Source organism: Liquorilactobacillus mali KCTC 3596 = DSM 20444, assembly GCF_000260415.1.
GTDB classification, from domain to species: Bacteria; Bacillota; Bacilli; order Lactobacillales; family Lactobacillaceae; genus Liquorilactobacillus; species Liquorilactobacillus mali.
In genome coordinates this window covers 31,642-56,663 of record NZ_BACP01000026.1, presented here as the reverse complement: position 1 = coordinate 56,663, position 25,022 = coordinate 31,642, and the positions used below count along the sequence as shown (strand labels likewise).

Below are 25,022 nucleotides of genomic sequence, written 5' to 3'. Positions count from 1 at the left end.
TGTCTGTTGTCAAGTTGGGGGATTGAAACTAATTAGTTTTAATGCCCCTATTTATATACATCAAACTACTTTTTTAAGATATTCAATGCTGCCTAAGTATGATAGAATGTACTATGAGTGTATTCAAAGTATGACACACAAATGATAACTATAGGAGGACCATCATGACAGATGTAAAGTACAAACGTGTGATATTAAAGTTGAGCGGAGAAGCTCTTGCAGGTGATCAAAAAATTGGGATTAATCCCTTAGAAATCCGGAAAGTTGCCGAAGAAATCAAAGAAGTTTATGCTTTAGGTGTGCAGATTGCTATAGTTGTTGGCGGTGGCAATATGTGGCGCGGTGAAGCCGGTGCTCAGATGGGTATGGAGAGATCACAGGCAGATTACATTGGCATGTTAGGTACTGTAATGAATGCTCTTGCACTTCAAGACAATCTGGAATCGTTGGATGTTCCAACTCGTGTCCAGACTTCAATTGAGATGCGTCAAATTGCAGAGCCTTATATTCGGCGCAAAGCAATTCGTCATCTTGAAAAGGACAGAATAGTTATATTTGCTGCAGGAACAGGTTCACCGTATTTTTCAACAGATACGACCGCTGCTTTGCGTGCTTCAGAGATTAATGCAGATGTTATTTTGATGGCAAAAAATGGGGTAGATGGGATTTATTCTGCTGATCCACTAAAAGATCAATCTGCTGTCAAGTTTTCAGAATTAACACATCTTGATATTATTAATAAGGGATTGCAAGTCATGGATACCACTGCTTCATCATTATCTATGGACAATAATATACCGTTGGTAGTATTCAATATGAACGAACGTGGTAATATTCAAAGAGTTGTTAAGGGTGAATCAATTGGAACAACAGTGAAAGGAAAATAAGCGATGAAAATAAATGATCCGATTTTAAAAAGCGCACAAGAAAAGATGAAAAAAGCACAAGAAGCACTGCAGCGTGAACTTGGAAATATTCGTGCAGGTCGTGCAAATGCTAGTCTTTTAAATAGAATTATGGTGGTATATTATGGTGCACCAACACCATTGAACCAGATAGCTCAGATTTCTATTCCAGAGGCCCGTGTTTTAATGGTAACTCCTTATGATAAGTCTTCACTTAAGGATATTGAACATGCTATCTTGGCTTCTGATTTGGGCATCTCTCCAGCCAATGACGGTTCAGCAATTCGACTAGTGATTCCACAGTTGACCGAAGAGCGTCGTAAGGAAATCGCAAAAGAAGTTAAGGCTGAGGCCGAAAAAGCAAAAGTAGCAGTTCGTAATATTCGTCGTGATGCAATCGATGATTTTAAAAAGGCACAAAAAAAAGGCGATTTAACTGAAGACGATTTACATAATTTGGAAGAGCAAGCGCAAAAGCTTACAGATTCTTCAGTAAAAAGCATTGACGACATTCAAGCTGACAAAGAAAAAGAAATTCTTGATGTTTAACCAACAGCGTAGTTAGTCACAGGGTACAACGGAGTGGCATGCTGGAAATTGATGTTAATTTTTTATCAATCAATTTCCTAAAAAGCAATGCTTTTTTGCTCCGTTGTTACTTTTTTGTTAAAATAAGTTTTGAACTTTAGTGGAGGTGAACTCTTGTTCTCAAAATTTATTAAGAATAATAATCTGGGGAAAATAGTTCAGAAAATGGATAAAGAACGTGTTCCTCAGCACATTGCTATTATTATGGACGGCAATGGACGCTGGGCCCAAAAAAGACATTTACCAAGAATTGCAGGACACAAAACAGCTCTAACAACGGTTAAAGAGGTTACTAAAGCTGCAAGTAATTTTGGTGTCAAGGTTTTAACATTATATACTTTTTCAACAGAAAACTGGAAACGTCCCAAAAAAGAAGTTGAATTTTTAATGAGTCTGCCAATTACTTTTTTTGATACTTTCGTCCCTGAATTAATCGAAAATAATATCCAAGTTACCGCAATGGGAGAATTGAGTGAACTTCCGACTGAAACTTTAGCGGCTGTCAATCGTGCAATTACGCAAACAAGTCATTGTACAGGTATGATTTTGAACTTTGCCATCAATTATGGTGGACGTGACGAGATAGTGACAGCTGTGAGAAACCTGGCAGCAAAGGTTGAGAAAAAGGAATTAACGGCTGATTCAATTGATGAGAGCATGATTTCAGATGCATTAATGACGAGTAATTTGAAGAAATTTGCAAATCCAGATTTATTGATTCGTACAAGTGGAGAACAAAGAATTTCTAATTTTTTACTTTGGCAGCTTGCGTATAGTGAGTTTATTTTCAGCGATGTTCTGTGGCCAGATTATACACCTGAAGATTTATGTGAAAATATTATAGAATATCAGAAACGTGATCGTCGTTTTGGCGGTCTGAAGAAAGGGTAAGTCATCATGAAACAACGTTTAATTACGGCGGTAGTTGCTCTAATTATTTTTGTTCCTCTAGTATGGTTAGGTGGAGTACCGTTTGATATATTAGCTATCCTGCTTGGTCTAATTGCATTATCTGAAGTCCTGATAATGCGCAAAAAATTATTGATATCTCCTGAAGCTGTTATCTCAATGTTAGCAGCCTTAGCAGTACTCATCCCACAAAACTGGTTGGTTTTTTTACCTAGTGATACAACACAATTTACTGTTTTTTACTTCTTTGTATTGCTTTTACTAACCTATACTGTAATCACGAAGAATCGTTTTTCTTTTGATGATGCAGGAATGTTGATTCTTGGGACAATATACTCATCTGTAGGCTTTCATTATTTAATGCAGGCGAGAAATGTGGGAATTTCAACCGTCTTTTATCTATTGTTGATTGTTTGGTCTACAGATAGCGGTGCCTATTTGGTTGGACGCAAGTTAGGCAAAAATAAACTAGCACCGCACATCAGTCCCAATAAGACTTGGGAAGGTTCAATTGGTGGTGTAATTATTGCAATGGTAATTGCGGGTGGCTTTACATTAATTTATCCGCAAAACGTGGGTCCTTTGTCAATGCTGCTTATAACGCTGATTTTATCGATTGTTGGTCAAATGGGAGATTTAGTTGAATCAGCGCTGAAACGGTTTTATGGCGTAAAAGATTCTGGAAAAATCTTACCTGGGCACGGGGGAATTTTGGATCGCTTTGATTCATTATTGTTTGTTTTGCCGGTTGCACATTTTATAGGATTGATTTGAAAGTCATTCTATTTTGAAAGGAAGCTAACATGCTAATTACGATTGTGACATTTATTATTGTTTTTGGAATTCTGGTAGTTGTTCATGAATTTGGACATTTCTATTTTGCAAAACGTGCTGGTATCTTAGTGCGTGAATTTTCAATTGGCATGGGTCCAAAAATTTTTGCACACCAAAAAAACGGCACAACTTATACAATTCGGATACTTCCTTTGGGTGGATATGTACGGATGGCAGGCCTTGAAGATGATGATGATTCATTGAAATCAGGTGCTACAGTTAGTTTGCTTTTGAATCAAGATGATGTGGTGGAAACAATTAATGCAAGTAAAAAGAAGACTTTGATTTCTGGAGTACCCGTTGAAATTGTCAAATGGGATCTTGAAAAAGAACTTTGGATTGAAGGTTATGAGAACGGCGAAGAAGATAAGTATCGGCGGTTTTCAGTGTTACATGATGCATCAATCATTGAAGAAGATGGGACAAAGGTTAGGATTGCACCAATTGATGTTCAATTTCAATCTGCTAAACTTTGGCAGAGAATGTTGACAAATTTTGCTGGCCCGCTCAATAATTTCATACTGACAATCATTGCTTTTACCTTGATTGCAGTCATTCAAGGCGGTGTAGTAACTACTGAAAATTCCACAAAAATTGGTGGCTTTGCCACGAGCTCTGTTGCAAAGAAGGCTGGTTTGAAGGTTGGCGATGAAATTGTAGCCGTTAACGGGCATAAAACTACTAGTTGGCAGAAACTTTCAACATATGTCAATGCTGCTCCAGGGGAAAAAATTAATGTTACCTATAGTCGTGATAATCAAAGAAAAACGGTTGCAATGACTCCTAGGGCTCAGAACCAAAATGGTAAGAAAATCGGTTTGATCGGAATTACTGCTAAAACGCATACTGATTCTTCATTTATGGCAATCGCGACTTATGGTTTTACGAAAACATGGACAACAATGTTGGCGTTGTTCGCGGCTATTGGTGGAATTTTCACGCATGGATTTAGTTTAAATGATCTTGGTGGGCCGGTTGCAATTTATTCTTACACTTCTGAAGCCACACAATATGGACTAACAAGTGTGATTGGTTTGCTGGCGTTTCTTTCTATTAATTTGGGAATTGTAAATCTTTTTCCCATCCCAGCATTGGATGGTGGGAAGATTGTCTTGAACATTATAGAGGGAATCAGAAGAAAACCGTTGTCGCCAGAAAAAGAAGGTATTATTACCTTAATTGGTTTTGGTTTTTTAATGTTGTTGATGGTACTGGTAACATGGAATGATATTCAGCGTTATTTCTTTAATTAAGAACATATAGTAGTCCGTAGTGATTGCTGATGTTCGTTGAAAAAAGGGGATTAGTTATGAAACAGTCAAAAATTTTGATACCTACTATTAAGGAGGTACCAAGTGATGCGGAAGCACTTAGCCATAAATTGATGCTTCGTGCAGGTTATGTTAAACAAATTACGGCGGGTATGTATGCTTACTTACCTCTTGCACATAAAGTCCTGATGAAGATTCAACAAATTATTCGTGAGGAAATGGACGCAATTGATGCTGTAGAAATGCTCGTTCCTGCTGTTATACCAGCCGAGCTTTGGCAAGAATCTGGCAGATACGAAACATACGGACCCGCTATGTTTAAGCTAAAAGATCGGCATGAGCGTGACTTTATATTGGGTCCAACCCACGAAGAGACATTTACTTCAATAATTCGGGACTCAATTAAATCTTATAAAAAATTGCCACTGACTTTGTATCAAATTCAAATGAAATATCGTGACGAAAATCGTCCACGTTTTGGATTATTGCGTGGTCGCGAATTCTTAATGTTTGATGGTTATTCATTCCATGCAACACAAGGTAGTCTAGATACTGTTTACAATCAAATGGAAAGTGCTTATCAAAACATCTTTGAACGCTGCGGATTAAATTTTCGCTCGATAATTGGTGATGCTGGTGCCATGGGTGGTAATGATTCTAAAGAATATATGGCGATTGCAGATATAGGTGAAGATACAATCGTATATTCTGATGGTAGTGATTATGCTGCAAATTTGGAAATGGCCAAGAATTTGAGAGCTTCAAAAATTTCGCATGAAAGTAAACGCGATTTGAAAAAAGTTCCGACCCCAAATGCGAAAACAGTTGAGGAAGTTGCAGAATTCCTTGAAACACCAGTTGATAATGTTTTGAAGACTCTGCTATTATATGCTGATGAAAAGCCAACGGTTGTTCTACTCCGTGGAATCGATGAACTTAACGAGGTTAAATTAAAAAACTTTTTAGGTGCCGATGAAATTAGAATGGCAACTCAGGAAGAAACTGTTAAAATTCTTGGAACTGGTTTTGGCTCAGTGGGGCCAATTGGAATTTCGAAGAACTTGAGAGTTGTCGCTGATATTGATGTCGAAAAGATGAGCAATGGTATTTGTGGTGCTAATGAAGATGGATACCATTTCATCAATGTCAATGCTCCTAGAGATTATGAAGTTGATGACTATGTTGATTTAAGGATGGTTCATGAAGGTGAGACTTCGCCTGATGGACAAGGTTCATTGAAGTTTACTAGGGGGATTGAAATCGGGCATATCTTCAAGCTAGGCACACGCTACTCCAACGACTTAAAAGCAGATGTGCTTGATGAAAATGGGCGTCAAGTTCCGGTTATTATGGGGTGCTATGGTATAGGGGTATCTCGTCTTTTGTCAGCTATTATTGAGCAAAATAGTGATGAAAATGGAATAATTTGGCCACAGACAATTGCGCCTTTTGACATTCATGTTGTACCAGTTAATTCGAAGAATGCAACACAAGTTAAATTAGCAAATGAAGTTACGTCTGATTTGCAAAGTGCCGGCTATAGTGTTCTAATCGATGACCGTAAGGAGCGCGCAGGTGTTAAGTTTGCCGACTCAGATTTGATGGGATTGCCTGTCAGAGTAACAATTGGTAAGAAAGCTGAGGAAGGCATTGTTGAAGTTAAGTTGCGACGTAATGGTGAGACAGTCGAGGTTCGTCGTGAAGAATTGCAAAATGCTATCAGTATCTTGCTTTCAGAAGAAAAAGAAGATTAATTTAAATGGGTTTTGGCTTGTTTGAATAAAAGACGGAGGTGATTGTTTTTTATCGCTTTCGTCTTTTGTATTTCCTAATTTTACAAACGAGCGCAAGAAGTTTTTACAGATAATTACTTTTAGTGATAGAATTTAGATACTATAGTTATTTTGAATGATTATGAAAAGAAAGGAAGTTCAATTTGGGAATTGATAAGAAAACACTATTTCAAAAATTACTTTTGCAATTAAATTGGAATATAAAAGATGAAGAAAAAATAATTTTTGACAGCACTCAAATTGAAAATGTGGAATTACATCATGTTTCGCAAAGATGGGATTTCGTATTTAAGACAGAGGATATTTGGCCATTTCCGCTATTTGAAGAATTTTCGCAGAGATTGGAAGAAAGCTTTAGAAATATTGCTCATGTCAAAATCTTCTTTAAAATAGAAGAACCACAAATGAATAAACGTAATCTTGGTGAATATTGGAACTGGGTACTTAAACACTGTGGTGTTACTTCTCCGTTTGTGCAGGAATTGACTTTTGGTAAAGTGCCTTATTTAGATGACCAACGGGTAATACTTGAAGCTGAGAATGAAATTTTAAAGCAATTCCTTGTTAATCAGGCGTTAGGACCTATCGAAGAGACTTATCGCCAGATGGGTTTTCCAAAATTTGCCATCCATACAATAATTGATGAATCAAAATCGCAAAAGAAAATTGCTGAATTTAAAGCACAAAAGGCAAAAGATGACGAGCAGTTAGCGCAAAAAGCGATTCAGGCAATTCAGCAGCAGAATCAACATAAACAAGAGAAATCTCTTCCAAAAATTTCAGGTTTGGTCGTTATGGGAAAGAAGATTGATGACAGAGCTGAAATTACCCAGATGATTAATATTACTGAAGAGGAACGTTCCGTTACTGTTCAGGGATATATCTTTGATAAAGAGGTGCGAACGTTACGTTCTTCCCGTAAGCTATTAATTATAAAAGTGACTGATTATAGTTCGTCAATTATTGTAAAAAAATTCTCGCGAAATGAAGAGGATGAAGCTTGCTTTGATGCAATTGATGAAGGGCAATGGGTAAGAATTAGAGGAAGTGTTCAAGAAGACAGCTTCATGCGCGACCTTGCCATTAACGCCTTCGACATTAATCAAATTTCTCATGAAGTTCGTAAGGATACGGCACCAGAGGGACAAAAACATTCAGAGCTGCATGTTCATACGAATATGAGTATGATGGATGCTACCAACAGTATTACAGATTACATCAAACAAGCGGCAAAGTGGGGACAAAAGGCGATTGCCGTCACTGACCACAGCACGCTCCAGGCTTTTCCTGAAGCATATGCTGCTGGAAAGAAAAATGGTGTTAAGGTTCTTTATGGTGTTGAAGCTAATGTTGTAGATGATGGTATTCCAATCGCCTATAATGAAGCACATGTAGCTTTAAAGGATGCTACATATGTAATTTTTGATACTGAGACAACAGGTTTGTCTGCTCGATTTGATAAAGTAATTGAACTTGCAGCTGTTAAGATGAAACAAGGAGAGGTTTTAGAAAAATTCGATATGTTTATTGATCCAGGACATCCTTTGTCACAGACAACCATTAATTTGACTAGTATTACGGATGACATGGTTAGAAATTCTAAGTCTGAAAAGGAAGTTTTCCAGTTATTTCAAGAGTTTTGCAAAGACAGCATTATTGTTGGTCATAATGCAACTTTTGATGTTGATTTCATGAATATTGGCTATGAACGTCATGGCTTACCAGAGATTGAGAATCCTTGGATTGATACTTTGCCTTTGGCACGTTTATTGTATCCAGAACTTAAGAGTTTTCGTCTGAATCGCCTTGCTAAGTTACTTAATGTTGATTTGGAGCATCATCATCGTGCGATTTTTGATGCTGAGGCGACTGGATACATATACTTTGCGATGCTCAAGGAAGCTAATGAACAATTTAAGATTGAATTTCAAGATGATTTTAATAAACATGCTGGTGAGGTCGATGCATATAAACATGGATTCCCATTTCATGCTACGATTATTGCTCAAACGCAACAGGGTCTAAAAAATTTGTTTAAACTAGCATCATTATCGATGGTCAAGTATTATTATCGCATGCCTCGAATTCCGCGCTCGGAACTTGTGAAGTACCGTGAAGGACTTCTGGTAGGCTCGGCGTGTTCCAGTGGTGAAGTTTTTGTAGCAATGATGCAAAAGGGCTTTGATGAAGCCAAGAAAAAGGCGCGTTTTTATGATTATTTAGAGATCCAGCCAAAACCGTTGTATGCACCATTGATTGAGCAAGAAATGGTTAAAGATAATAAAAATCTTGAGACAATTATTAAGAACATGGTTGACTTGGGAGAAGAGCTGCAGATGCCTGTCGCTGCCACTAGCGATGTTCATTTTCTGAATAAAGAAGATGCAATTTATCGTAAGATTCTAATTCATTCACAAGCGGGAGCTAATCCGCTTAATCGTCTGAAAGAACTACCTGATGCTCACTTTAGGACAACAAATGAAATGCTAGAAGACTTAAGCTTTTTGGGTGAAGAACGGGCTCAAAAAGTGGTGGTGACTGATCCTCAGAAAGTGGTCGATATGGTCGATGAGATCTCACCTGTTAAAGATAAACTGTATACACCCAAAATGGATGGTGCTGAAGATGAAATCCGTAATCTCGCACTGAATAAAGCACATAAGCTTTATGGAGATGAACTTCCAGCGGTTGTCCAAGAAAGGCTGGATAAAGAACTTAAGAGTATCATTGGAAATGGATTTTCGGTAATCTATCTGATTTCACAAAAACTTGTTTTTAAGTCTAATAAAGATGGTTATTTGGTAGGCTCACGTGGTTCCGTTGGTTCTAGTTTAGCGGCTACAATGACGGGGATAACAGAGGTCAATCCCTTACCGCCTCATTACCGCTGTCCCAAGTGCAGATGGAGTAAGTTCTATGAAAAAGGGGAGTATGGTTCAGGGTTCGATCTCCCTGATATGGATTGTCCAAATTGTGGAACGAAGTTAATCAAGGATGGACAAGATATTCCTTTTGAGACTTTCTTGGGATTCTATGGGAATAAAGTACCTGATATAGATTTGAACTTTTCCGGTGATTATCAGCCAATCGCCCATAATTATACAAAGGTATTATTTGGGGAGAATAATGTTTTTCGAGCAGGGACAATCGGTACAGTTGCCGATAAGACCGCTTATGGTTATGTTAAAGCCTATGAACGTGATACTGAACAAACATTTCGAGGTGCCGAAGTCGATCGATTGGCAAAGGGTGCAACAGGTGTAAAACGAACAACCGGACAGCATCCTGCGGGAATTTTGGTTGTGCCTGATTACATGGACATATATGACTTTACTCCTATTCAATATCCGGCCGATGACTTATCAGCTACTTGGAAAACGACACACTTTGATTTTCATTCAATTCATGATAATATTTTGAAACTTGATATACTTGGCCATGATGATCCAACAATGATTAGAATGTTGCAAGATCTGTCAGGAATTGATCCACAATCGATTCCGACAGATGACCCAGGTGTCATGAAGCTTTTTTCGGGAACAGACATTTTAGGCGTGACTTCTGAGCAGATTGGTTCTAATACAGGAACGCTTGGAATTCCCGAGTTTGGGACAAGATTTGTTAGGGGAATGCTTGAGGAGACAAAGCCAAAAACTTTTGCAGAATTGCTTAAGATCTCTGGGCTTTCACATGGAACGGATGTTTGGCTTGGCAACGCAGAAGAATTGATCAAGAATGGAACTGTTACGATGCCTGAGGTTATCGGTTGTCGTGATGATATTATGATGGATTTAATTCATATGGGTGTTGAAGCTGATCGAGCATTTAAAATAATGGAGAGTGTCCGTAAAGGGAAAGGAATCCCTGAAGATTGGCAAACTGAAATGCGTGAAGCAAAAGTTCCGGAATGGTACATTGGTGCTTGTCTTAAGATAAAGTATATGTTCCCTAAGGCACATGCTGCTGCATACGTTTTAATGGCATTACGAATTGCTTATTTTAAAGTGTATTTCCCATTAGTGTATTATTCTGCTTATTTTAGTGTCCGAGCAGATGATTTTGATCTTGTTGCAATGTCTCGCGGCAGTGAGACAGTTAAAGCAGCAATGAAAGAAATAAATGACAAGGGAATGGATGCCTCTACCAAAGAGAAGAATCTGTTGACTGTGCTTGAAATTGCTAATGAGATGCTTGAACGCGGTTATCAATTCAAAATGGTTGATCTGCACCGGTCCGCTGTTTCTGACTGGTTAATTGATGGTAAAACGCTGATTGCACCATTTAATGCGATGCCGGGCTTAGGAACTAATGTTGCTAAGCAGATTGTTGCAGCACGTGAGGAAAAGGAGTTTCTTTCAAAAGAAGATTTAGCAAAACGAGGCAAAGTTTCGAAGACTCTAATTGAGTTTATGACGGAAAATCATGTGCTTGATGAGTTGCCAGACGAGAATCAACTGAGCTTATTTGAATCATTGTTTTGATATAAGTGTTTATTTGTCAAAACAGACTATACATGGTACAATGAAGACGTTATTAAGTAACTCGTTGGGAGTGAGCAGTGATGCTCGCTCTTTTTATTGCAACCACTAGGGCTGTACTTTGAAGTAATAAAAAAGGAGGTTGACTTGTGAGTACTGTAGTTGAAACAGTTACTGAACTAGTTACGCCAATTTTAGAAGCTGGTAATTTCGAATTGGTGGATATTGAGTTTGTTAAAGAGGGAAAGAATTGGTATCTGAGAGTCTTTGTTGACAAAGAAGATGGTATTAACATTGAAGAATGTGCATTAATAAGTGATAAGTTGAGTGAAAAATTGGATGAATGTGATCCAGATCCTATTGAACAGGCTTATTACCTTGAGGTTTCTTCACCTGGTGCGGAAAGACCACTGAAAAAAGAGAGTGATTATGAACGTGCATTAAACAAATATATTCACGTTTCACTTTATCAGCAGCTTGCAGGTTCAAAGGTCTTTGAAGGAACAATGGTTGAGCTGTCAAAGAGCCACTTGAAGCTTGAGTATATGGATAAAACACGACATAAAGAAATTGAGATACCGCGTGATAAGATTGCAAAGGCAAGACTAGCTATTAAATTTTAGATTTGTTAAGGAGAAAATTTAGATGAGTAAGGAATTACTAAATGCGTTAGATGCATTGGAAGTCGAGAAGGGAATTAAGAAAGATGTTGTCTTAGAAGCACTTGAAGCAGCTCTTGTTTCTGCATACAAGCGTAACTATGGGCAGGCACAAAATGTAGAAGTCGAATTTGACAAAACGCGTGGCGACATTCATGTTTTTGCAGTCAAAGAAGTTGTCGCTGAAGTTTTTGACTCACGCCTTGAAGTCAGTCTCGAAGAAGCAGTTCAAATTAATCGTGCTTATGAAATTGGTGATACGATTAGATTTGAAGTGACACCCAAGAACTTTGGGCGGATCGCTGCACAGACTGCAAAGCAGGTTATTATGCAGCGTGTACGTGAAGCTGAACGTGGAATCATTTATGATGAATACATTCAATATGAAAATGAGATTGTAACTGGTGAAGTGGAACGACATGATCATCGTTATGTATATGTCAATCTTGGCAAGGTTGAGGCTGTATTGTCTCATCAAGATCAGATTCCTGGTGAGGAATACAAGTCACATGATCGCATCAAGGTCTACATTTATAAAGTTGAGAATACATCGAAGGGTCCTCAAGTTTTTGTAAGCCGCTCACATCCGGATTTGTTAAAACGATTGTTTGAACAGGAAATCCCGGAGATTTTTGATGGAACTGTTGAGATTATTTCAATTGCGCGTGAAGCAGGCGACCGTGCTAAAGTTGCTGTCCGTTCGCACAGTGAGGGCGTTGATCCTGTCGGAACTTGTGTTGGTCCCCGAGGCGAAAGAATACAGACAATCGTTAATGAACTCAAGGGTGAAAACATGGATGTTGTGGAATGGCGCGAAGATCCAGCTGAATTCATTAGCAATGCACTTAATCCAGCTGAAGTTATTGATGTTCAGTTTAATCCAGAAAATGAACGTGCTTGTACCGTGATTGTTCCAGACAACCAGTTGTCGCTTGCAATCGGTAAAAGAGGACAAAATGCTCGTTTAGCAGCAAAATTAACTGGTTTTAAAATTGATATTAAATCTGAATCGGAATTTGCGAAGATTTCTGATACTTCGGATGCTGCAAGTTCTGATACCGAAGAAGACTAATTATAAATTCTTGGACAAGGGAGATGATTAGATGGTAAAACAACGTAAGGTACCTATGCGCAAGGATATTGTTTTAGGAGAAATGAAGCCCAAAAAGGAACTCGTTCGAATTGTGAAGAATAAAGAAGGCGAGGTCAGCATTGACCAAACTGGTAAGAAGCCGGGTCGCGGAGCTTATATTTCACTAGATGTTGCAGTAGCCAAAAAGGCGAAAGAAGAGCATACATTCAATAAGGCTTTTGGAGTAAAAGTACCTGAGGAGTTTTATGATGAATTAGTAGCATTTGTTGATCATCAAGCAGCACGCAAGGAGCTTTTTGGCGATGCTCGATAAAAGACAAAGAGCTTTGCAAATGCTTGGACTTGCTAGAAGAGCTGGCAAGTTGATCACTGGTGAAGAAGGCGTTCTAAAGAAAGTCAGAGCACAAAAAGTACAGATTGTTTTTGTTGCCAGTGATGGCTCAGAAGGAACTAAAAAGAAGTTTATAGACAAGTGTAAAAGTTATCAAGTCAATATAAGTTGTGATTTTACACATCAGGAACTTAGCTTAGCAATTGGAGCGAATCGAACTGTGCTTGCAATTGATGATTTGGGTTTCAGTAAGAAAATAATGATGCTGTTGAGCTGATGCTTTTACCATAAAGGTTTGGACTATGCAATCTGTAGGGATATAAATTGTATAGTTGAGATTGGAGCGTGAATACATGGGAAAAAAGCGAATTTACGAATTAGCAAAAGAATTGAACGTCAGTAGCAAGGTGGTGATTGAAACAGCACGAAAAAAGGGTTTTGCTGTTAATAATCATATGTCGACGATTGGAGACAATGAAGAACGCCAAGTAAAAGAAGCACTTAAGAAAACTACGGACAAGGTAAAGGTAAGCACTGCTAAAAGACCTGCGGTGAATGAACAAAAAAATTCGAGAATTTCAAATCAACCAAAACGTTCTCAACGAAATAATAATAGTAAAGAGGCCGGACCAATTCAGAATAAAACAACTAACAACAATAATAAAGTTCAGCATAACAATAACAAAGTTCAGCATAACAATAACAAAGTACAAGGGAAAAGTACTACACAAAGTGGCAGAAGCCAAGCAACAACAAGTAGTAAAAAGAGTTCAACTACAAACAATTCTGCTAAGAAAAGCAATTCACGTTTTGAAAACAAATCTAACAATAACAATACGCGTTCGAATAATTTTGGACAAAATAGATTTGGTCAAAATTCTAATTCACAAAATAGATATAGCAACAAAAAGAAGCGTAGAAATAGAAAAAACAGCCGTTATCAAGAAACCAAGAAGCCCGCAGTTCCACCGCGTAAGGATAGACCGCTTCCAGAAACACTTGTCTATACAGTAGGAATGAATGTAGCTGATATAGCTAAGAAGATTCATCGTGAACCAGCAGAAATTATCAAAAAATTATTCATGATGGGTGTAATGGTTAATCAAAATCAATCTTTGGATAAAGATACAATTGAGATTTTGGCTGACGATTATGGCATGAAGGCGGAAGAAAAAGTAGAAGTGGATGTAGCTGATATTGATAAGTTCTTTGAAGATGAACAAGAAAATACGAAGCATCTCGAAACTCGTCCCCCAGTTGTAACAATCATGGGTCATGTTGATCATGGTAAGACAACATTGCTTGATAAATTACGCCACACTCATGTTACAGAGGGTGAAGCTGGTGGAATTACACAGCATATTGGTGCTTACCAAGTGAAACATGATGGTAAGACGATTACCTTCTTAGATACACCAGGACATGCGGCATTTACTAACATGCGTGCACGTGGAGCCGATATTACTGATATTACGGTACTGGTTGTTGCCGCAGATGATGGTGTGATGCCACAAACGATTGAGGCTATTAACCATGCTAAGGCCGCAGAAGTTCCAATTATTGTTGCCGTTAATAAGATTGATAAACCGGGTGCAAATCCTAATCATGTAATGGAACAATTAACTGAATATGAACTTATCCCTGAAGATTGGGGCGGTGACACAATCTTTGTTGAATTGTCAGCTAAATTTGGCAAGAATCTTGATGAATTGCTGGATATGATTTTGTTGCAGGCTGAAGTTCTTGAATTACGTGCGAACCCTAAGCAGCATGGTGCAGGCTCCGTTATCGAAGCTCGTTTAGATAAAGGAAAAGGAACAGTTGCTTCATTGTTGGTTCAACAAGGAACATTGCATGTTGGTGATCCGATTGTTGTTGGAAATACATTTGGTCGTGTTCGGACAATGATTAATGATAAAGGACAACAGATTTCGGAGGCCTTACCCGCTACGCCAGTTGAAATTACCGGTTTGAACGAAGTTCCAGATTCAGGTGATCGGTTCATCGTATTTAGCGATGAGAAAACTGCTCGTGCTGCTGGTGAGGAACGTGCAAAACGCGCATTGTTGAAAGAGCATAGCAACATTCAACATGTTACATTGGATACCCTATTTGATTCACTTAAAGAAGGTGAATTGAAGGAAGTTAATGTTATCATTAAGGCGGATGTACAGGGCTCAGTTGAAGCTCTTGCTGGCAGTTTGAAGAAGATTGAAGTCGAAGGCGTACGTGTTAACATCATTCATCAGGCTGCTGGGGCTATCAATGAAAGTGATGTTACACTTGCCGAAGCATCAAATGCTATTATTGTAGGATTCAATGTTCGTCCGACACCACAAGCCAAGTCACAAGCTGAAAGTGATAGCGTTGATATTCGTTTGCATCGTGTCATTTATAAGGCAATTGATGAGATTGAGACGGCTATGAAGGGAATGCTTGAACCTGTCTTTGAAGAAAAAATTATCGGGCAGGTTGAAATTCGTGAAACCTACAAGGTTTCTAAAGTTGGAACAATCGGTGGTGGATATGTGACTGATGGTTACATTCAGCGTGACAGCGGAGTACGTGTAATTCGTGATGGAATTGTTGTCTATGAAGGTAAATTAGCATCCTTGAAACGCTTCAAGGACGATGTTAAACAAGTTAAGCAAGGTTTCGAATGTGGTCTAATGGTTGAAAATTACAATGATATCAAGATTGGCGACCAGATTGAGGCATTTATCATGGAAGAAGTTCCGGTCGAATAGTTAATTAAGAATTAGATGGAGGAGAACGCAATGGCACAAAATTATCGTGTTGGTCGTTTATCTCAAGAAATCCAACGAGAAGTAACCGATATTTTGATGAAAAGAGTTCGTGATCCGCGAGTTCAGGGCATTACAATTACAGGGGTCGAAGTTACTGGTGACTTGCAGCAAGCAACCATTTATTATAGTATTCTGTCTGAACTTGCATCTGATGGTGAAAAAACACAGATTGGTTTGGAGAAAGCCAAGGGGCTGATTCGTCGAGAATTAGGTTCTAGGTTGAGTATCTATGTGACTCCTGAGTTGATTTTTGAACGAGATCGCTCAGTTCAATATGGAGATCATATTGATGAACTTTTAAATAAGTTAAATCATCCCAAAGATTAAGAAGTTGTTTTTTTTGAGCGTTGATGGCTTTGAAATTAAAAGAAGCGTAACAAGAGTTAGAGTCTGCTGTCCGTCATAAAATTACAAACAAAATATTTTTTGTTGTCATGAGTGATTAGGCATAATGAGGACTGACTTTTGGAATACGTTTAAAAGAAAGGGGCTGCCACAAAACGTTTGTTTTGTTACAGTCCCTTTCTTTTTAATGATTTTATAGTATTTGGGGAGGAAGAAAATGGACGGAATTATTCCAGTATATAAAGAACGTGGAATGACAAGTACTGACTGTGTTTTTAAATGCAGAAAAATCTTCAAAATGAGACGGATTGGACATAGTGGGACACTTGATCCGAATGTTGATGGAGTATTACCTATTTGTGTTGGCAAAGCAACGAAAGTAGTTAATTATTTAATGGATTCAGGCAAAATCTATATTGGGGAAATCACACTAGGATTTTCAACAACAACTGAGGATCTTGATGGTGAAATTGTTGATAAAAGATTATTGGACGAACCATTCACTAGTGAAGAAATTAATGATAAAATGGACGAGTTAACTGGTGACTTGATTCAAATTCCGCCAATGTATTCTGCAATTAAGGTTAAGGGTCGCAGATTATATGATTATGCACGTTCTGGGGATTCAGTGGAACGTCCTGAGAGAAATGTTCATATTGAGTATTTCAAACAGACTAACAAAACTGTTTTTGACTCAAAAAGTGGGTATCAGAAAATCTATTTTGAAGTCGGTTGTGGAAAGGGAACATATATCAGAACTTTGGCTGTCGACTTAGGCCGCAAGCTGGGTGTTCCAGCCGTCATGTCTGATTTATCACGCTTATCAAGTGGTGGTTTCACAATTGGGCAAGCTGTTAAAATTAGTGAGTTGGAGCAGGCTGCAAAGAGCGGTAATCTTGAGGAGCGACTTTATCCAGTTGATTATGCCTTACAAAAATATTTTCATATTGAATTAAATGAGAAACAATGGGAAATCATTAGAAATGGTGGGTTCCTATTTCCTGATGAAGTTAATGGTACAGCTGAAAAAATAGTTTTGATGTATCAAAATAGAGCTAGATGTATCTATCGTTACAATGAAGAGAAAAAAAGATATCAACCTGAACAAATGATTGATTTAACTTAGAGGAGAATAGAAAGTGCAAGTAATCAACTTAGTAGAACCTTTTAACAAGTCAATATTGCCCACAGGAGATATTGTTTTGGCACTAGGTTTTTTTGATGGTGTGCACCGTGGACACCAAGCGGTTATCCGCCGTGCAAAAGCTGAGGCCAGAAAGCGGAATGTAAAATTAGCCGTGATGACACTAAACATGCATCCCTCAATTCCTTTTAAAGGAGTGAAACCACAAGATGTTAAATATCTGACTATTTTAGAACAAAAAAATAGACTTTTTGAAGCACTGGGTGCCGATATAGTGTATGTAGTCTCATTGAATGATTTACTAGTCAAGATGGGGCCACAAGAATTTGTTGATAAATATATGGCAGGGTTGAATGCACAGGCAATTGTTGCGGGTTCAGATTATACGTATGGCAAGCAAGACATTGCAAATATGCAAATCCTTGCAGAATATGCAAAAAATCGCTTTGAAGTTATTGAAGTAAAATACTTAAATGATAAGGATCAAAAGATTAGTTCGACACGAATTCGCAAGGCACTTTTGAATGGAGACATTGAGTTTGCGAATGAACTTTTAGGTTACCATTACCAAAATAACGGTAAAGTCGTTCATGGTGAACAAAGAGGTCGTGAGCTTGGTTTTCCTACAATCAATGTTGCGGTAGATCCTCGAGAGATGCTACCGGCGGAAGGAATATATGCTGTTAGGGTCGCGATTGTTGGAAAAAATGTTTTAGGAATGGCATCAATTGGACGTAATGAAACTTTTGGTGAAGGCAGAGAGGTGACCATTGAGATTAATTTACTTGATTTTTCGCAGATGGTATACAATGAAAATGTAGTGGTTGATTGGTATAAGAGATTAAGAGGACAAGTTAAGTATAATGGTGCGGCAGGACTAATAGCACAGTTGAAAAAAGATGAAGAAAATACGCGAAATTATTTTAAGAAAGCAAGAGAAATATAAGATAAATGGGCGTCATTTCTTGACTTATTTAAGTAGTTCTTGTATATTAATAATTGACTTAGCACTCTAGGACATTAAGTGCTAATCGAGGTGATTGAAATGCTTACTGAGAGACAATTGTTAATTCTTGAGGCGATAATTCAGGATTATACGACTGTTGGAAGACCTGTTGGTTCGAAATCCTTAGGTGAACAGTTACCGATGCAAGTTAGCTCTGCGACTATTCGTAATGAGATGGTGGCATTGGAGCACTTGGGATTTATTAATAAAGAACATTCTTCTTCGGGCAGGGTACCAACTTTGAAGGGTTATCGTTATTATATTGATAATCTTGTAAAACCTGATACTGTTAATCAAGAACAACTGGAGGATATCCGTTCGTCATTTGGCAATAATTTCTACAAGATTGATGAGATTGTTGCTGAATCCGCGAAAATACTCTCTGATATGACCAACTATACTGCGATTACTTTTAAGCCCGAGGCAAAAAATATTAAGTTTCAAGGGTTCAAAGTTCTTCCACTTGGTAATCAGCAGCTGATGATGATGCTGGTTACTAGTGATGGAAATGTTGAGAGTCAACTCTTTAATGTTCCTAGAGGATTGGGTGGCGATGAAATCGAAGCAGTGATTCGTGTGGTCAATGATAGAATTGTTGGATTGCCTCTTGATCAGGTGATTGAAAGACTACATGAGACAATTCCTCTGTTATTGCATTATGTTCAAAGACCTGTGGGATTTCTCGATATTTTTGGGAATATCCTGGAGCGATCGGCGCGCGAGCAATTCTTTGTGAGTGGCAAGTTGAATTTGCTGAATTTTGTTGGTGAGGCAGATGTCAGTCAGATTAAGGAACTTTATTCTCTGATTGAGCATTCTGAGGATATCAATAACTTGATTGGTAATCCAACGGGTACGATCCAAGTGAAAATAGGAGATGAGCTGACTAATAGTTCGTTAAGTAATTATAGCTTGATTTCGACCACTTATGATGTAGCACAGCATGGACAAGGATTGATTGCTCTGCTTGGTCCGACAAATATGCCATATTCAAAGATGATTGGTCTGGTTCAGACATTCCAAGAAGAATTGGCACGTAAATTATTAGATTACTATAGTTTTTATGATGATTAGAAAAGGGGTGTCTGTTTGTCAGAACAAAAGGGAAGCGAAGAAAAGCAAACTCTGAAGACTAACGAAGAAGCTTCAGAAGAGCCTGTCAAAAACAAAACGACTCCTGAAGTTGATGAGAAGAAAGCAACTGCAGAAGTTGATGAAAAAGAAGCAAAAAAAGAGTCTTCTGAAGAACCTGCTACTGATGATGAAGATTCTGAAAAAGATGAATTAAAACAAAAAGTAGCAGAACTTCAAAAAAAATGTGATAGCTTTGAAGATAAGTATTTGAGGGCTGAAGCTGAAATGGCTAATATGCACACAAGATTCAAAAAAGAGCAGGAAAAATTATTGCGTTATGACGGTCAGAGTCTTGCTAAAGATGTTCTTCCAGTCATTGATAACTTAAATCGTGCATTGCAAATTGAAGTCACTGACGATGCCTCTAAGCAGTTAAAAAGAGGTATTGAACTTGTCTTCAATGACATGGAGAAGGCGTTGAAGGCAAATAATGTGACAAAGATTGAAGCACTTGGACAGGCCTTTGATCCAACGCTTCATCAAGCTGTCAAGTCTATTCCGGCTGAAAAAGGCCAGAAGGCTGAGACTGTGATTGAAGTATTCCAAGATGGCTATATGTTGAAGGATCGTGTATTACGACCTGCAATGGTAGTTGTTGCACAATAAATTTAAAAATTTTTGAAAGAGGTTGAAATTAATGTCGAAGATTATTGGTATTGATTTAGGAACAACTAACTCAGCAGTTGCTGTTCTTGAAGGTAAAGAAGCTAAGATTATTACTAATCCTGAAGGAAATCGTACAACTCCATCAGTTGTATCGTTTAAGAATGGTGAGACTCAAGTTGGGGAAGTTGCAAAGAGACAAGCAATTACAAACCCTGATACGATTGCATCAATCAAGCGTCACATGGGTGAGGCTGGGTATAAAGTAAAGGTTCAAGACAAAGAATATACACCACAAGAAATTTCAGCAATGATTTTGCAATATATCAAGGATTACGCAGAATCATACCTTGGTGAAGATGTTACGCAAGCAGTTATTACTGTACCTGCTTACTTTAATGATAGTCAACGTCAAGCTACAAAAGATGCTGGTAAAATTGCTGGTTTAAAAGTTGAACGTATTGTCAACGAACCAACGGCTGCTGCCTTAGCATATGGTCTTGACAAGACTGACAAAGATGAAAAGATCTTGGTATTTGACCTTGGTGGTGGTACTTTTGATGTTTCTATCCTTGAATTAGGCGATGGAGTATTCGAAGTACTTTCAACAAATGGTGATACATTCCTCGGTGGGGATGATTTTGATAACAAGATTATGGAATGGTTAATTTCTGAATTCAAGAAGGAAAATGGAATTGATCTTTCAAAAGATAAGATGGCTATGCAGCGTTTGAAGGATGCAGCTGAAAAGGCTAAGAAGGATCTTTCAGGTATTACGAGTGCACAAATTAGTCTACCATTTATTACGGCTGGTGAGAATGGCCCACTTCATTTGGAAAAGACTTTGACTCGTGCACAATTTGATAACTTAACATCTGACTTAGTTGATCGGACAAAGATTCCAGTACGTAATGCTTTAAAAGATGCTGGACTTTCGATGAGTGATATTGATGAAGTTATCTTAGTAGGTGGTTCTACACGTATTCCAGCTGTTCAAGCTGCAGTTGAGGCTGAAACAGGCAAGAAACCTAACCAATCAGTTAACCCTGATGAAGCCGTTGCTTTGGGTGCTGCTATCCAAGGTGGTGTTATTACTGGTGATGTTAAGGACGTTGTTTTGCTTGATGTTACACCATTATCACTTGGGATTGAGACAATGGGTGGAGTATTCACAAAGTTGATCGATCGTAACACAACAATTCCAACGAGCAAATCGCAAGTGTTCTCAACCGCCGCAGATAATCAACCCGCTGTTGACATCCATGTCTTGCAAGGTGAACGTCCAATGGCTGCGGATAATAAGACACTTGGTCGTTTCCAATTAACAGATATTCCAGCTGCTCCTCGTGGAATTCCACAGATCGAAGTTAAATTCGATATTGATAAGAATGGGATTGTAAACGTATCTGCTAAAGATTTGGGAACGAATAAAGAGCAAAAGATTACTATTAAGAGTTCATCTGGACTTTCAGACGATGAAATTGATCGTATGGTTAAGGAAGCTCAAGAGAACGAAGAAACAGATAAGAAACGTAAGGACGAGGTTGACTTAAAGAATGAAGTTGATCAATTACTCTTCACAACTGACAAGACATTATCAGAAATTAAAGACAAGGTTTCTGAGGATGAAATCAAGAAGGCTAAAGAAGCACGTGATGCTTTGAAGAAGGCTCAAGATGAGAATAATGTTGAAGAAATGAAGACTAAGAAGGATGATTTGACGAAGATCGTTCAGGATTTATCAGTTAAACTATATCAACAGGCTCAAGAAGCTCAGTCACAAGCTGGTGGAGAAAATTCTACAGCTGCTGATAAAGGTGATAAGACTAATGACGATACAGTTGAAGGTGACTTCAAGGAAGTTGATCCCGACGACGACAAGAAGTAGTCGCTAGCTGATAAGAAGTCAAAGACCATGTTTGGACTTTGGCTTTTTATTTAGCTATTACTATGTTACGCTAGGCTAAACAAACATCTTATTTATGATGGAGGGTAAAAATGGCAGAAATCAGAAATCCGTATGAGGTTTTGGGTGTATCCAAAGATGCCTCTGCCGCTGATATTAAGAAAGCTTATCGTAAGCTATCTAAGAAGTATCATCCAGACTTGAACAAAGAACCAGGTGCAGAAGAGAAATTCAAAGAGATTAATGAAGCATACGAAATTCTCAGTGATCCTCAAAAGAAAGCCCAATTTGATCAGTATGGTTCGACTGGTGGTCAACAAGGTTTTGGTGGATTCTCAGGACAAAATGGTGGATTTAGTGGTGGATTCGGCGACTTTGGTGGCGGCGGATTTGAGGATATTTTCAGTTCTTTCTTTGGCGGCGGTGGTTCTGCATCACGTAATCCTAACGCTCCAAGGCAAGGACGGGATCTACAATACGAGATGGATTTGACTTTTGAAGAGGCAATCTTTGGTAAGAAGACAAGTATTCAATATACTAGGGAAGCTCTTTGCAAGACATGTGGTGGCAGTGGTGCTAAACCTGGGACTACCCCAGAAAATTGTTCACACTGTGGTGGTAGTGGTGTAGTTCGTGTTAAGAGATCAACACCGCTTGGACAAGTTGTTACGCAGCAAGAATGTGATGTGTGCCATGGTACAGGTAAGATCATCAAAGATAAGTGTGAGACTTGTCATGGTGATGGTCACGTCCATGAAAAACATGAGGTTGAAGTTTCAATTCCAGCAGGAGTCGAAGACGGAAACCAGATGCGTCTGCAAGGACAAGGTGAAGCTGGTGAGAACGGTGGACCTTATGGCGATTTATATGTTATCTTCAATGTTGCTCCAAGCAAAATCTTTAAGCGAGATGGAGCAAATATCTTCTTTGAAATGCCGATTAGTTTTGTTCAGGCAGCATTGGGAGACGAAGTTACAGTTAAAACTGTTCATGGTGACGTAAAGATGAAGGTGCCAGCTGGAACTCAATCAGGAACGGCCTTTAGGCTGCGTGGTAAAGGAGCACCATATCTTCGTGGCAATGGTAATGGTGACCAGCAAGTTACCGTTAAGATTCGAACTCCAAAGGGCTTGAACCAGAAACAAAAAGAGGCATTGCGCGCTTTTGCTGAAGCCAGCGGAGAAAAAACACAAAATGAATCAATTTTTGATAGGTTAAAGAAACATAAGAAATAGTAAATAGAGTCTAGCTTGATTTTTAGTATTACTAAATTAAGCTAGGCTTTATTTGTATGTAATTTCTTGGTGCGTTGTATTTAGTATGACGGCTTGCTATAATTGAATCTAAGAACATTTCGAGTAAGAAAGTAGGAATTAATGCATGGATGTTGAATTATTAAAGGAGCGGCAAAAAAGAATTCGCAATTTCTCAATTGTGGCGCATATCGATCACGGAAAATCTACTTTAGCGGATCGAATTTTAGAATTAACCGAGACGGTATCAAAAAGAGAAATGCAGGCACAGCTTCTTGATTCCATGGAACTAGAACGTGAACGCGGAATTACAATCAAATTGAATGCTGTAGAACTTAACTATCATGCAAAGGATGGCGAAACATATATCTTTCATCTGATTGATACACCAGGTCATGTGGACTTCTCATATGAAGTTTCGAGAAGCCTTGCTGCGTGTGAAGGGGCGGTTTTGGTTGTCGATGCCGCACAAGGTGTTGAAGCTCAAACGCTGGCCAATGTTTATCTGGCTTTAGATGATGATCTAGAAATCGTGCCTGTGATTAATAAGATTGACTTACCTTCTGCACAGCCTGAAGTGGTTCGGCAAGAGATTGAAGATGTGATTGGTCTCGATGCATCAGAGGCAGTTTTGGCGAGTGCAAAGCAGGGAATTGGAATTGAAGAAATGCTTGAAAAAATTGTTCATGACATTCCTGCTCCAGAAGGCAACATCGATGGCCCACTGAAGGCACTAATTTTTGATTCTGTATATGACGATTATCGTGGAGTTGTTTTGAGTATTCGTGTCTTTGAAGGAACCGTTGAAGCAGGCGACCGGATTCGTTTGATGAATGGTCAAACAGAGTATGAGGTCGTTGAAGTGGGAGTTAATTCTCCTAAACCGATTAAGAGAGATTTGTTGATGGCCGGTGATGTTGGGTATTTGACCGCAAGTATCAAGGACATCCAAGATACGCGTGTAGGTGATACAGTAACTAGTGCAGATAACCCAGCAGAAAAGGCGCTAGAAGGTTATCGTGAGATGAATCCGATGGTTTATTCTGGACTTTATCCAACTGATAATGCTAAGTACAATGACCTAAGAGAAGCGCTTGAAAAGTTACAATTGAATGATGCAGCACTGGAGTTTGAACCCGAAACTTCAACAGCGTTAGGATTTGGATTTCGCTGTGGTTTTTTAGGACTCCTGCACATGGATGTGGTCCAAGAAAGACTTGAACGTGAGTTTAATATGGATTTGATTACAACTGCTCCATCTGTAACCTATGATGTTGAGCTAACTGACGGAAGTCATAAAACTGTTTCCAACCCTGCGGAAATGCCAGAAGCAACTGCGATAAAGACAATCAATGAACCATTTGTGAAGGCAACAATTATGGTTCCTAATGACTACGTAGGGTCTGTCATGGAGCTTTGTCAGGCAAAACGAGGGAAGTTTGTGACGATGGAATATCTTGATGATTATCGCGTGAATGTAATTTATGAGATGCCACTTTCAGAAATAATCTTTGATTTTTTTGATAAGCTGAAGTCCAGTACAAAGGGATATGCTTCACTTGACTATGACTTAGATGGTACCCGCGCGGGTGACTTGGTGAAGATTGATATTTTATTGAACGGAGACAAGGTTGATGCACTTAGCTTTATTGCTCACCGCGAGTTTGCACCACAAAGAGCACGTGTAATTACGAGTAAATTAAAGGAAATAATTCCGCGGCAAAATTTTGAGATTCCAATTCAAGCCGCAATTGGAGCAAAAATTATAGCTAGGACAAATATTAAGGCATACCGTAAGGATGTTACAGCCAGAATCCATACAGGTGATCCTGATCGACGCGCTAAGTTATTGGATAAGCAAAAACGTGGTAAGAAACGGATGAAATCGGTTGGGACCGTCGAAGTACCACAAGAAGCATTTATGGCAGTCCTAAAAACAAATGAGGAATAGTATACCTAAAGT

General features: G+C 38.6%; 20 protein-coding genes. All 20 read left to right on the top strand.

Annotation, left to right across the window (positions count from 1 at the left end; all coding sequences use genetic code 11):
• Positions 1-164 precede the first annotated feature (164 nt).
• The 20 genes from pyrH (at position 165) to lepA (ending at position 25,010) form a co-directional block, all read left to right on the top strand.
• Positions 165-887, top strand: a complete 723-nt coding sequence (gene pyrH, locus GSM_RS03900) for a UMP kinase (RefSeq protein WP_003690092.1) — start codon at positions 165-167, stop codon at positions 885-887.
• Between the two features lie 3 nt (positions 888-890).
• On the top strand, positions 891-1,454 hold the full coding sequence (gene frr / locus GSM_RS03895) for a ribosome recycling factor (RefSeq protein WP_003690093.1): 564 nt from the start codon (positions 891-893) through the stop codon (positions 1,452-1,454).
• A gap of 153 nt (positions 1,455-1,607) precedes the next feature.
• Positions 1,608-2,384, top strand: coding sequence for an undecaprenyl pyrophosphate synthase (uppS, locus tag GSM_RS03890; RefSeq protein ID WP_003690095.1), 777 nt, complete (start codon positions 1,608-1,610; stop codon positions 2,382-2,384).
• Between the two features lie 6 nt (positions 2,385-2,390).
• Complete coding sequence (locus GSM_RS03885; RefSeq protein WP_003690096.1) at positions 2,391-3,176, top strand: phosphatidate cytidylyltransferase; 786 nt, start codon at positions 2,391-2,393, stop codon at positions 3,174-3,176.
• Between the two features lie 29 nt (positions 3,177-3,205).
• Complete coding sequence (gene rseP, locus GSM_RS03880; RefSeq protein ID WP_010077825.1) at positions 3,206-4,489, top strand: RIP metalloprotease RseP; 1,284 nt, start codon at positions 3,206-3,208, stop codon at positions 4,487-4,489.
• 56 nt (positions 4,490-4,545) lie between these two features.
• Entirely contained in the window at positions 4,546-6,261 is a 1,716-nt protein-coding gene (locus GSM_RS03875) for a proline--tRNA ligase (protein WP_010077824.1), read from the top strand.
• A 182-nt stretch (positions 6,262-6,443) separates the two neighbouring features.
• On the top strand, positions 6,444-10,781 hold the full coding sequence (locus tag GSM_RS03870) for a PolC-type DNA polymerase III (RefSeq protein WP_003690138.1): 4,338 nt from the start codon (positions 6,444-6,446) through the stop codon (positions 10,779-10,781).
• A gap of 146 nt (positions 10,782-10,927) precedes the next feature.
• Positions 10,928-11,401 carry a ribosome maturation factor RimP gene (gene rimP, locus GSM_RS03865; protein WP_003690141.1) on the top strand — a complete coding sequence of 158 codons (474 nt, stop codon included), beginning with the start codon at positions 10,928-10,930 and terminating at the stop codon, positions 11,399-11,401.
• A gap of 22 nt (positions 11,402-11,423) precedes the next feature.
• Entirely contained in the window at positions 11,424-12,509 is a 1,086-nt protein-coding gene (gene nusA, locus GSM_RS03860; RefSeq protein ID WP_003690142.1) for a transcription termination factor NusA, read from the top strand.
• Between the two features lie 31 nt (positions 12,510-12,540).
• Positions 12,541-12,843 (top strand): RNase P modulator RnpM, encoded by a 303-nt coding sequence (gene rnpM / locus GSM_RS03855; protein ID WP_003690144.1) that lies wholly within the window; start codon positions 12,541-12,543, stop codon positions 12,841-12,843.
• Complete coding sequence (locus GSM_RS03850; protein ID WP_003690146.1) at positions 12,833-13,138, top strand: L7Ae/L30e/S12e/Gadd45 family ribosomal protein; 306 nt, start codon at positions 12,833-12,835, stop codon at positions 13,136-13,138. The genes rnpM and GSM_RS03850 overlap by 11 nt, the downstream gene beginning before the upstream one ends.
• A gap of 76 nt (positions 13,139-13,214) precedes the next feature.
• Positions 13,215-15,608, top strand: a complete 2,394-nt coding sequence (gene infB, locus GSM_RS03845; protein WP_003690147.1) for a translation initiation factor IF-2 — start codon at positions 13,215-13,217, stop codon at positions 15,606-15,608.
• A 30-nt stretch (positions 15,609-15,638) separates the two neighbouring features.
• Entirely contained in the window at positions 15,639-15,995 is a 357-nt protein-coding gene (gene rbfA / locus GSM_RS03840) for a 30S ribosome-binding factor RbfA (protein WP_003690148.1), read from the top strand.
• A gap of 235 nt (positions 15,996-16,230) precedes the next feature.
• Complete coding sequence (gene truB / locus GSM_RS03835; protein WP_003690150.1) at positions 16,231-17,139, top strand: tRNA pseudouridine(55) synthase TruB; 909 nt, start codon at positions 16,231-16,233, stop codon at positions 17,137-17,139.
• Positions 17,140-17,152: 13 nt separating this feature from the next.
• Positions 17,153-18,103, top strand: coding sequence for a riboflavin biosynthesis protein RibF (gene ribF, locus GSM_RS03830; RefSeq protein ID WP_010077823.1), 951 nt, complete (start codon positions 17,153-17,155; stop codon positions 18,101-18,103).
• 99 nt (positions 18,104-18,202) lie between these two features.
• Complete coding sequence (hrcA, locus tag GSM_RS03825) at positions 18,203-19,237, top strand: heat-inducible transcriptional repressor HrcA (RefSeq protein ID WP_003690161.1); 1,035 nt, start codon at positions 18,203-18,205, stop codon at positions 19,235-19,237.
• Positions 19,238-19,252: 15 nt separating this feature from the next.
• Positions 19,253-19,903, top strand: a complete 651-nt coding sequence (gene grpE, locus GSM_RS03820; RefSeq protein ID WP_003690163.1) for a nucleotide exchange factor GrpE — start codon at positions 19,253-19,255, stop codon at positions 19,901-19,903.
• A 31-nt stretch (positions 19,904-19,934) separates the two neighbouring features.
• Positions 19,935-21,788 carry a molecular chaperone DnaK gene (gene dnaK, locus GSM_RS03815; protein ID WP_003690165.1) on the top strand — a complete coding sequence of 618 codons (1,854 nt, stop codon included), beginning with the start codon at positions 19,935-19,937 and terminating at the stop codon, positions 21,786-21,788.
• Between the two features lie 110 nt (positions 21,789-21,898).
• Positions 21,899-23,041, top strand: a complete 1,143-nt coding sequence (dnaJ, locus tag GSM_RS03810) for a molecular chaperone DnaJ (RefSeq protein WP_010077822.1) — start codon at positions 21,899-21,901, stop codon at positions 23,039-23,041.
• Positions 23,042-23,186: 145 nt separating this feature from the next.
• Positions 23,187-25,010, top strand: a complete 1,824-nt coding sequence (gene lepA, locus GSM_RS03805) for a translation elongation factor 4 (RefSeq protein ID WP_010077821.1) — start codon at positions 23,187-23,189, stop codon at positions 25,008-25,010.
• Positions 25,011-25,022: the final 12 nt, after the last annotated feature.

Bases quoted from the DNA above. Each gene is read 5' to 3' on its own strand.
- pyrH (WP_003690092.1), top strand. From the start codon at position 165: ATGACAGATGTAAAGTACAAACGTGTGATATTAAAGTTGAGCGGAGAA.
- frr (WP_003690093.1), top strand. From the start codon at position 891: ATGAAAATAAATGATCCGATTTTAAAAAGCGCACAAGAAAAGATGAAA.
- GSM_RS03885 (WP_003690096.1), top strand. From the start codon at position 2,391: ATGAAACAACGTTTAATTACGGCGGTAGTTGCTCTAATTATTTTTGTT.
- rseP (WP_010077825.1), top strand. From the start codon at position 3,206: ATGCTAATTACGATTGTGACATTTATTATTGTTTTTGGAATTCTGGTA.
- GSM_RS03875 (WP_010077824.1), top strand. From the start codon at position 4,546: ATGAAACAGTCAAAAATTTTGATACCTACTATTAAGGAGGTACCAAGT.
- nusA (WP_003690142.1), top strand. From the start codon at position 11,424: ATGAGTAAGGAATTACTAAATGCGTTAGATGCATTGGAAGTCGAGAAG.
- rnpM (WP_003690144.1), top strand. From the start codon at position 12,541: ATGGTAAAACAACGTAAGGTACCTATGCGCAAGGATATTGTTTTAGGA.
- GSM_RS03850 (WP_003690146.1), top strand. From the start codon at position 12,833: ATGCTCGATAAAAGACAAAGAGCTTTGCAAATGCTTGGACTTGCTAGA.
- infB (WP_003690147.1), top strand. From the start codon at position 13,215: ATGGGAAAAAAGCGAATTTACGAATTAGCAAAAGAATTGAACGTCAGT.
- rbfA (WP_003690148.1), top strand. From the start codon at position 15,639: ATGGCACAAAATTATCGTGTTGGTCGTTTATCTCAAGAAATCCAACGA.
- truB (WP_003690150.1), top strand. From the start codon at position 16,231: ATGGACGGAATTATTCCAGTATATAAAGAACGTGGAATGACAAGTACT.
- hrcA (WP_003690161.1), top strand. From the start codon at position 18,203: ATGCTTACTGAGAGACAATTGTTAATTCTTGAGGCGATAATTCAGGAT.
- dnaK (WP_003690165.1), top strand. From the start codon at position 19,935: ATGTCGAAGATTATTGGTATTGATTTAGGAACAACTAACTCAGCAGTT.
- dnaJ (WP_010077822.1), top strand. From the start codon at position 21,899: ATGGCAGAAATCAGAAATCCGTATGAGGTTTTGGGTGTATCCAAAGAT.
- lepA (WP_010077821.1), top strand. From the start codon at position 23,187: ATGGATGTTGAATTATTAAAGGAGCGGCAAAAAAGAATTCGCAATTTC.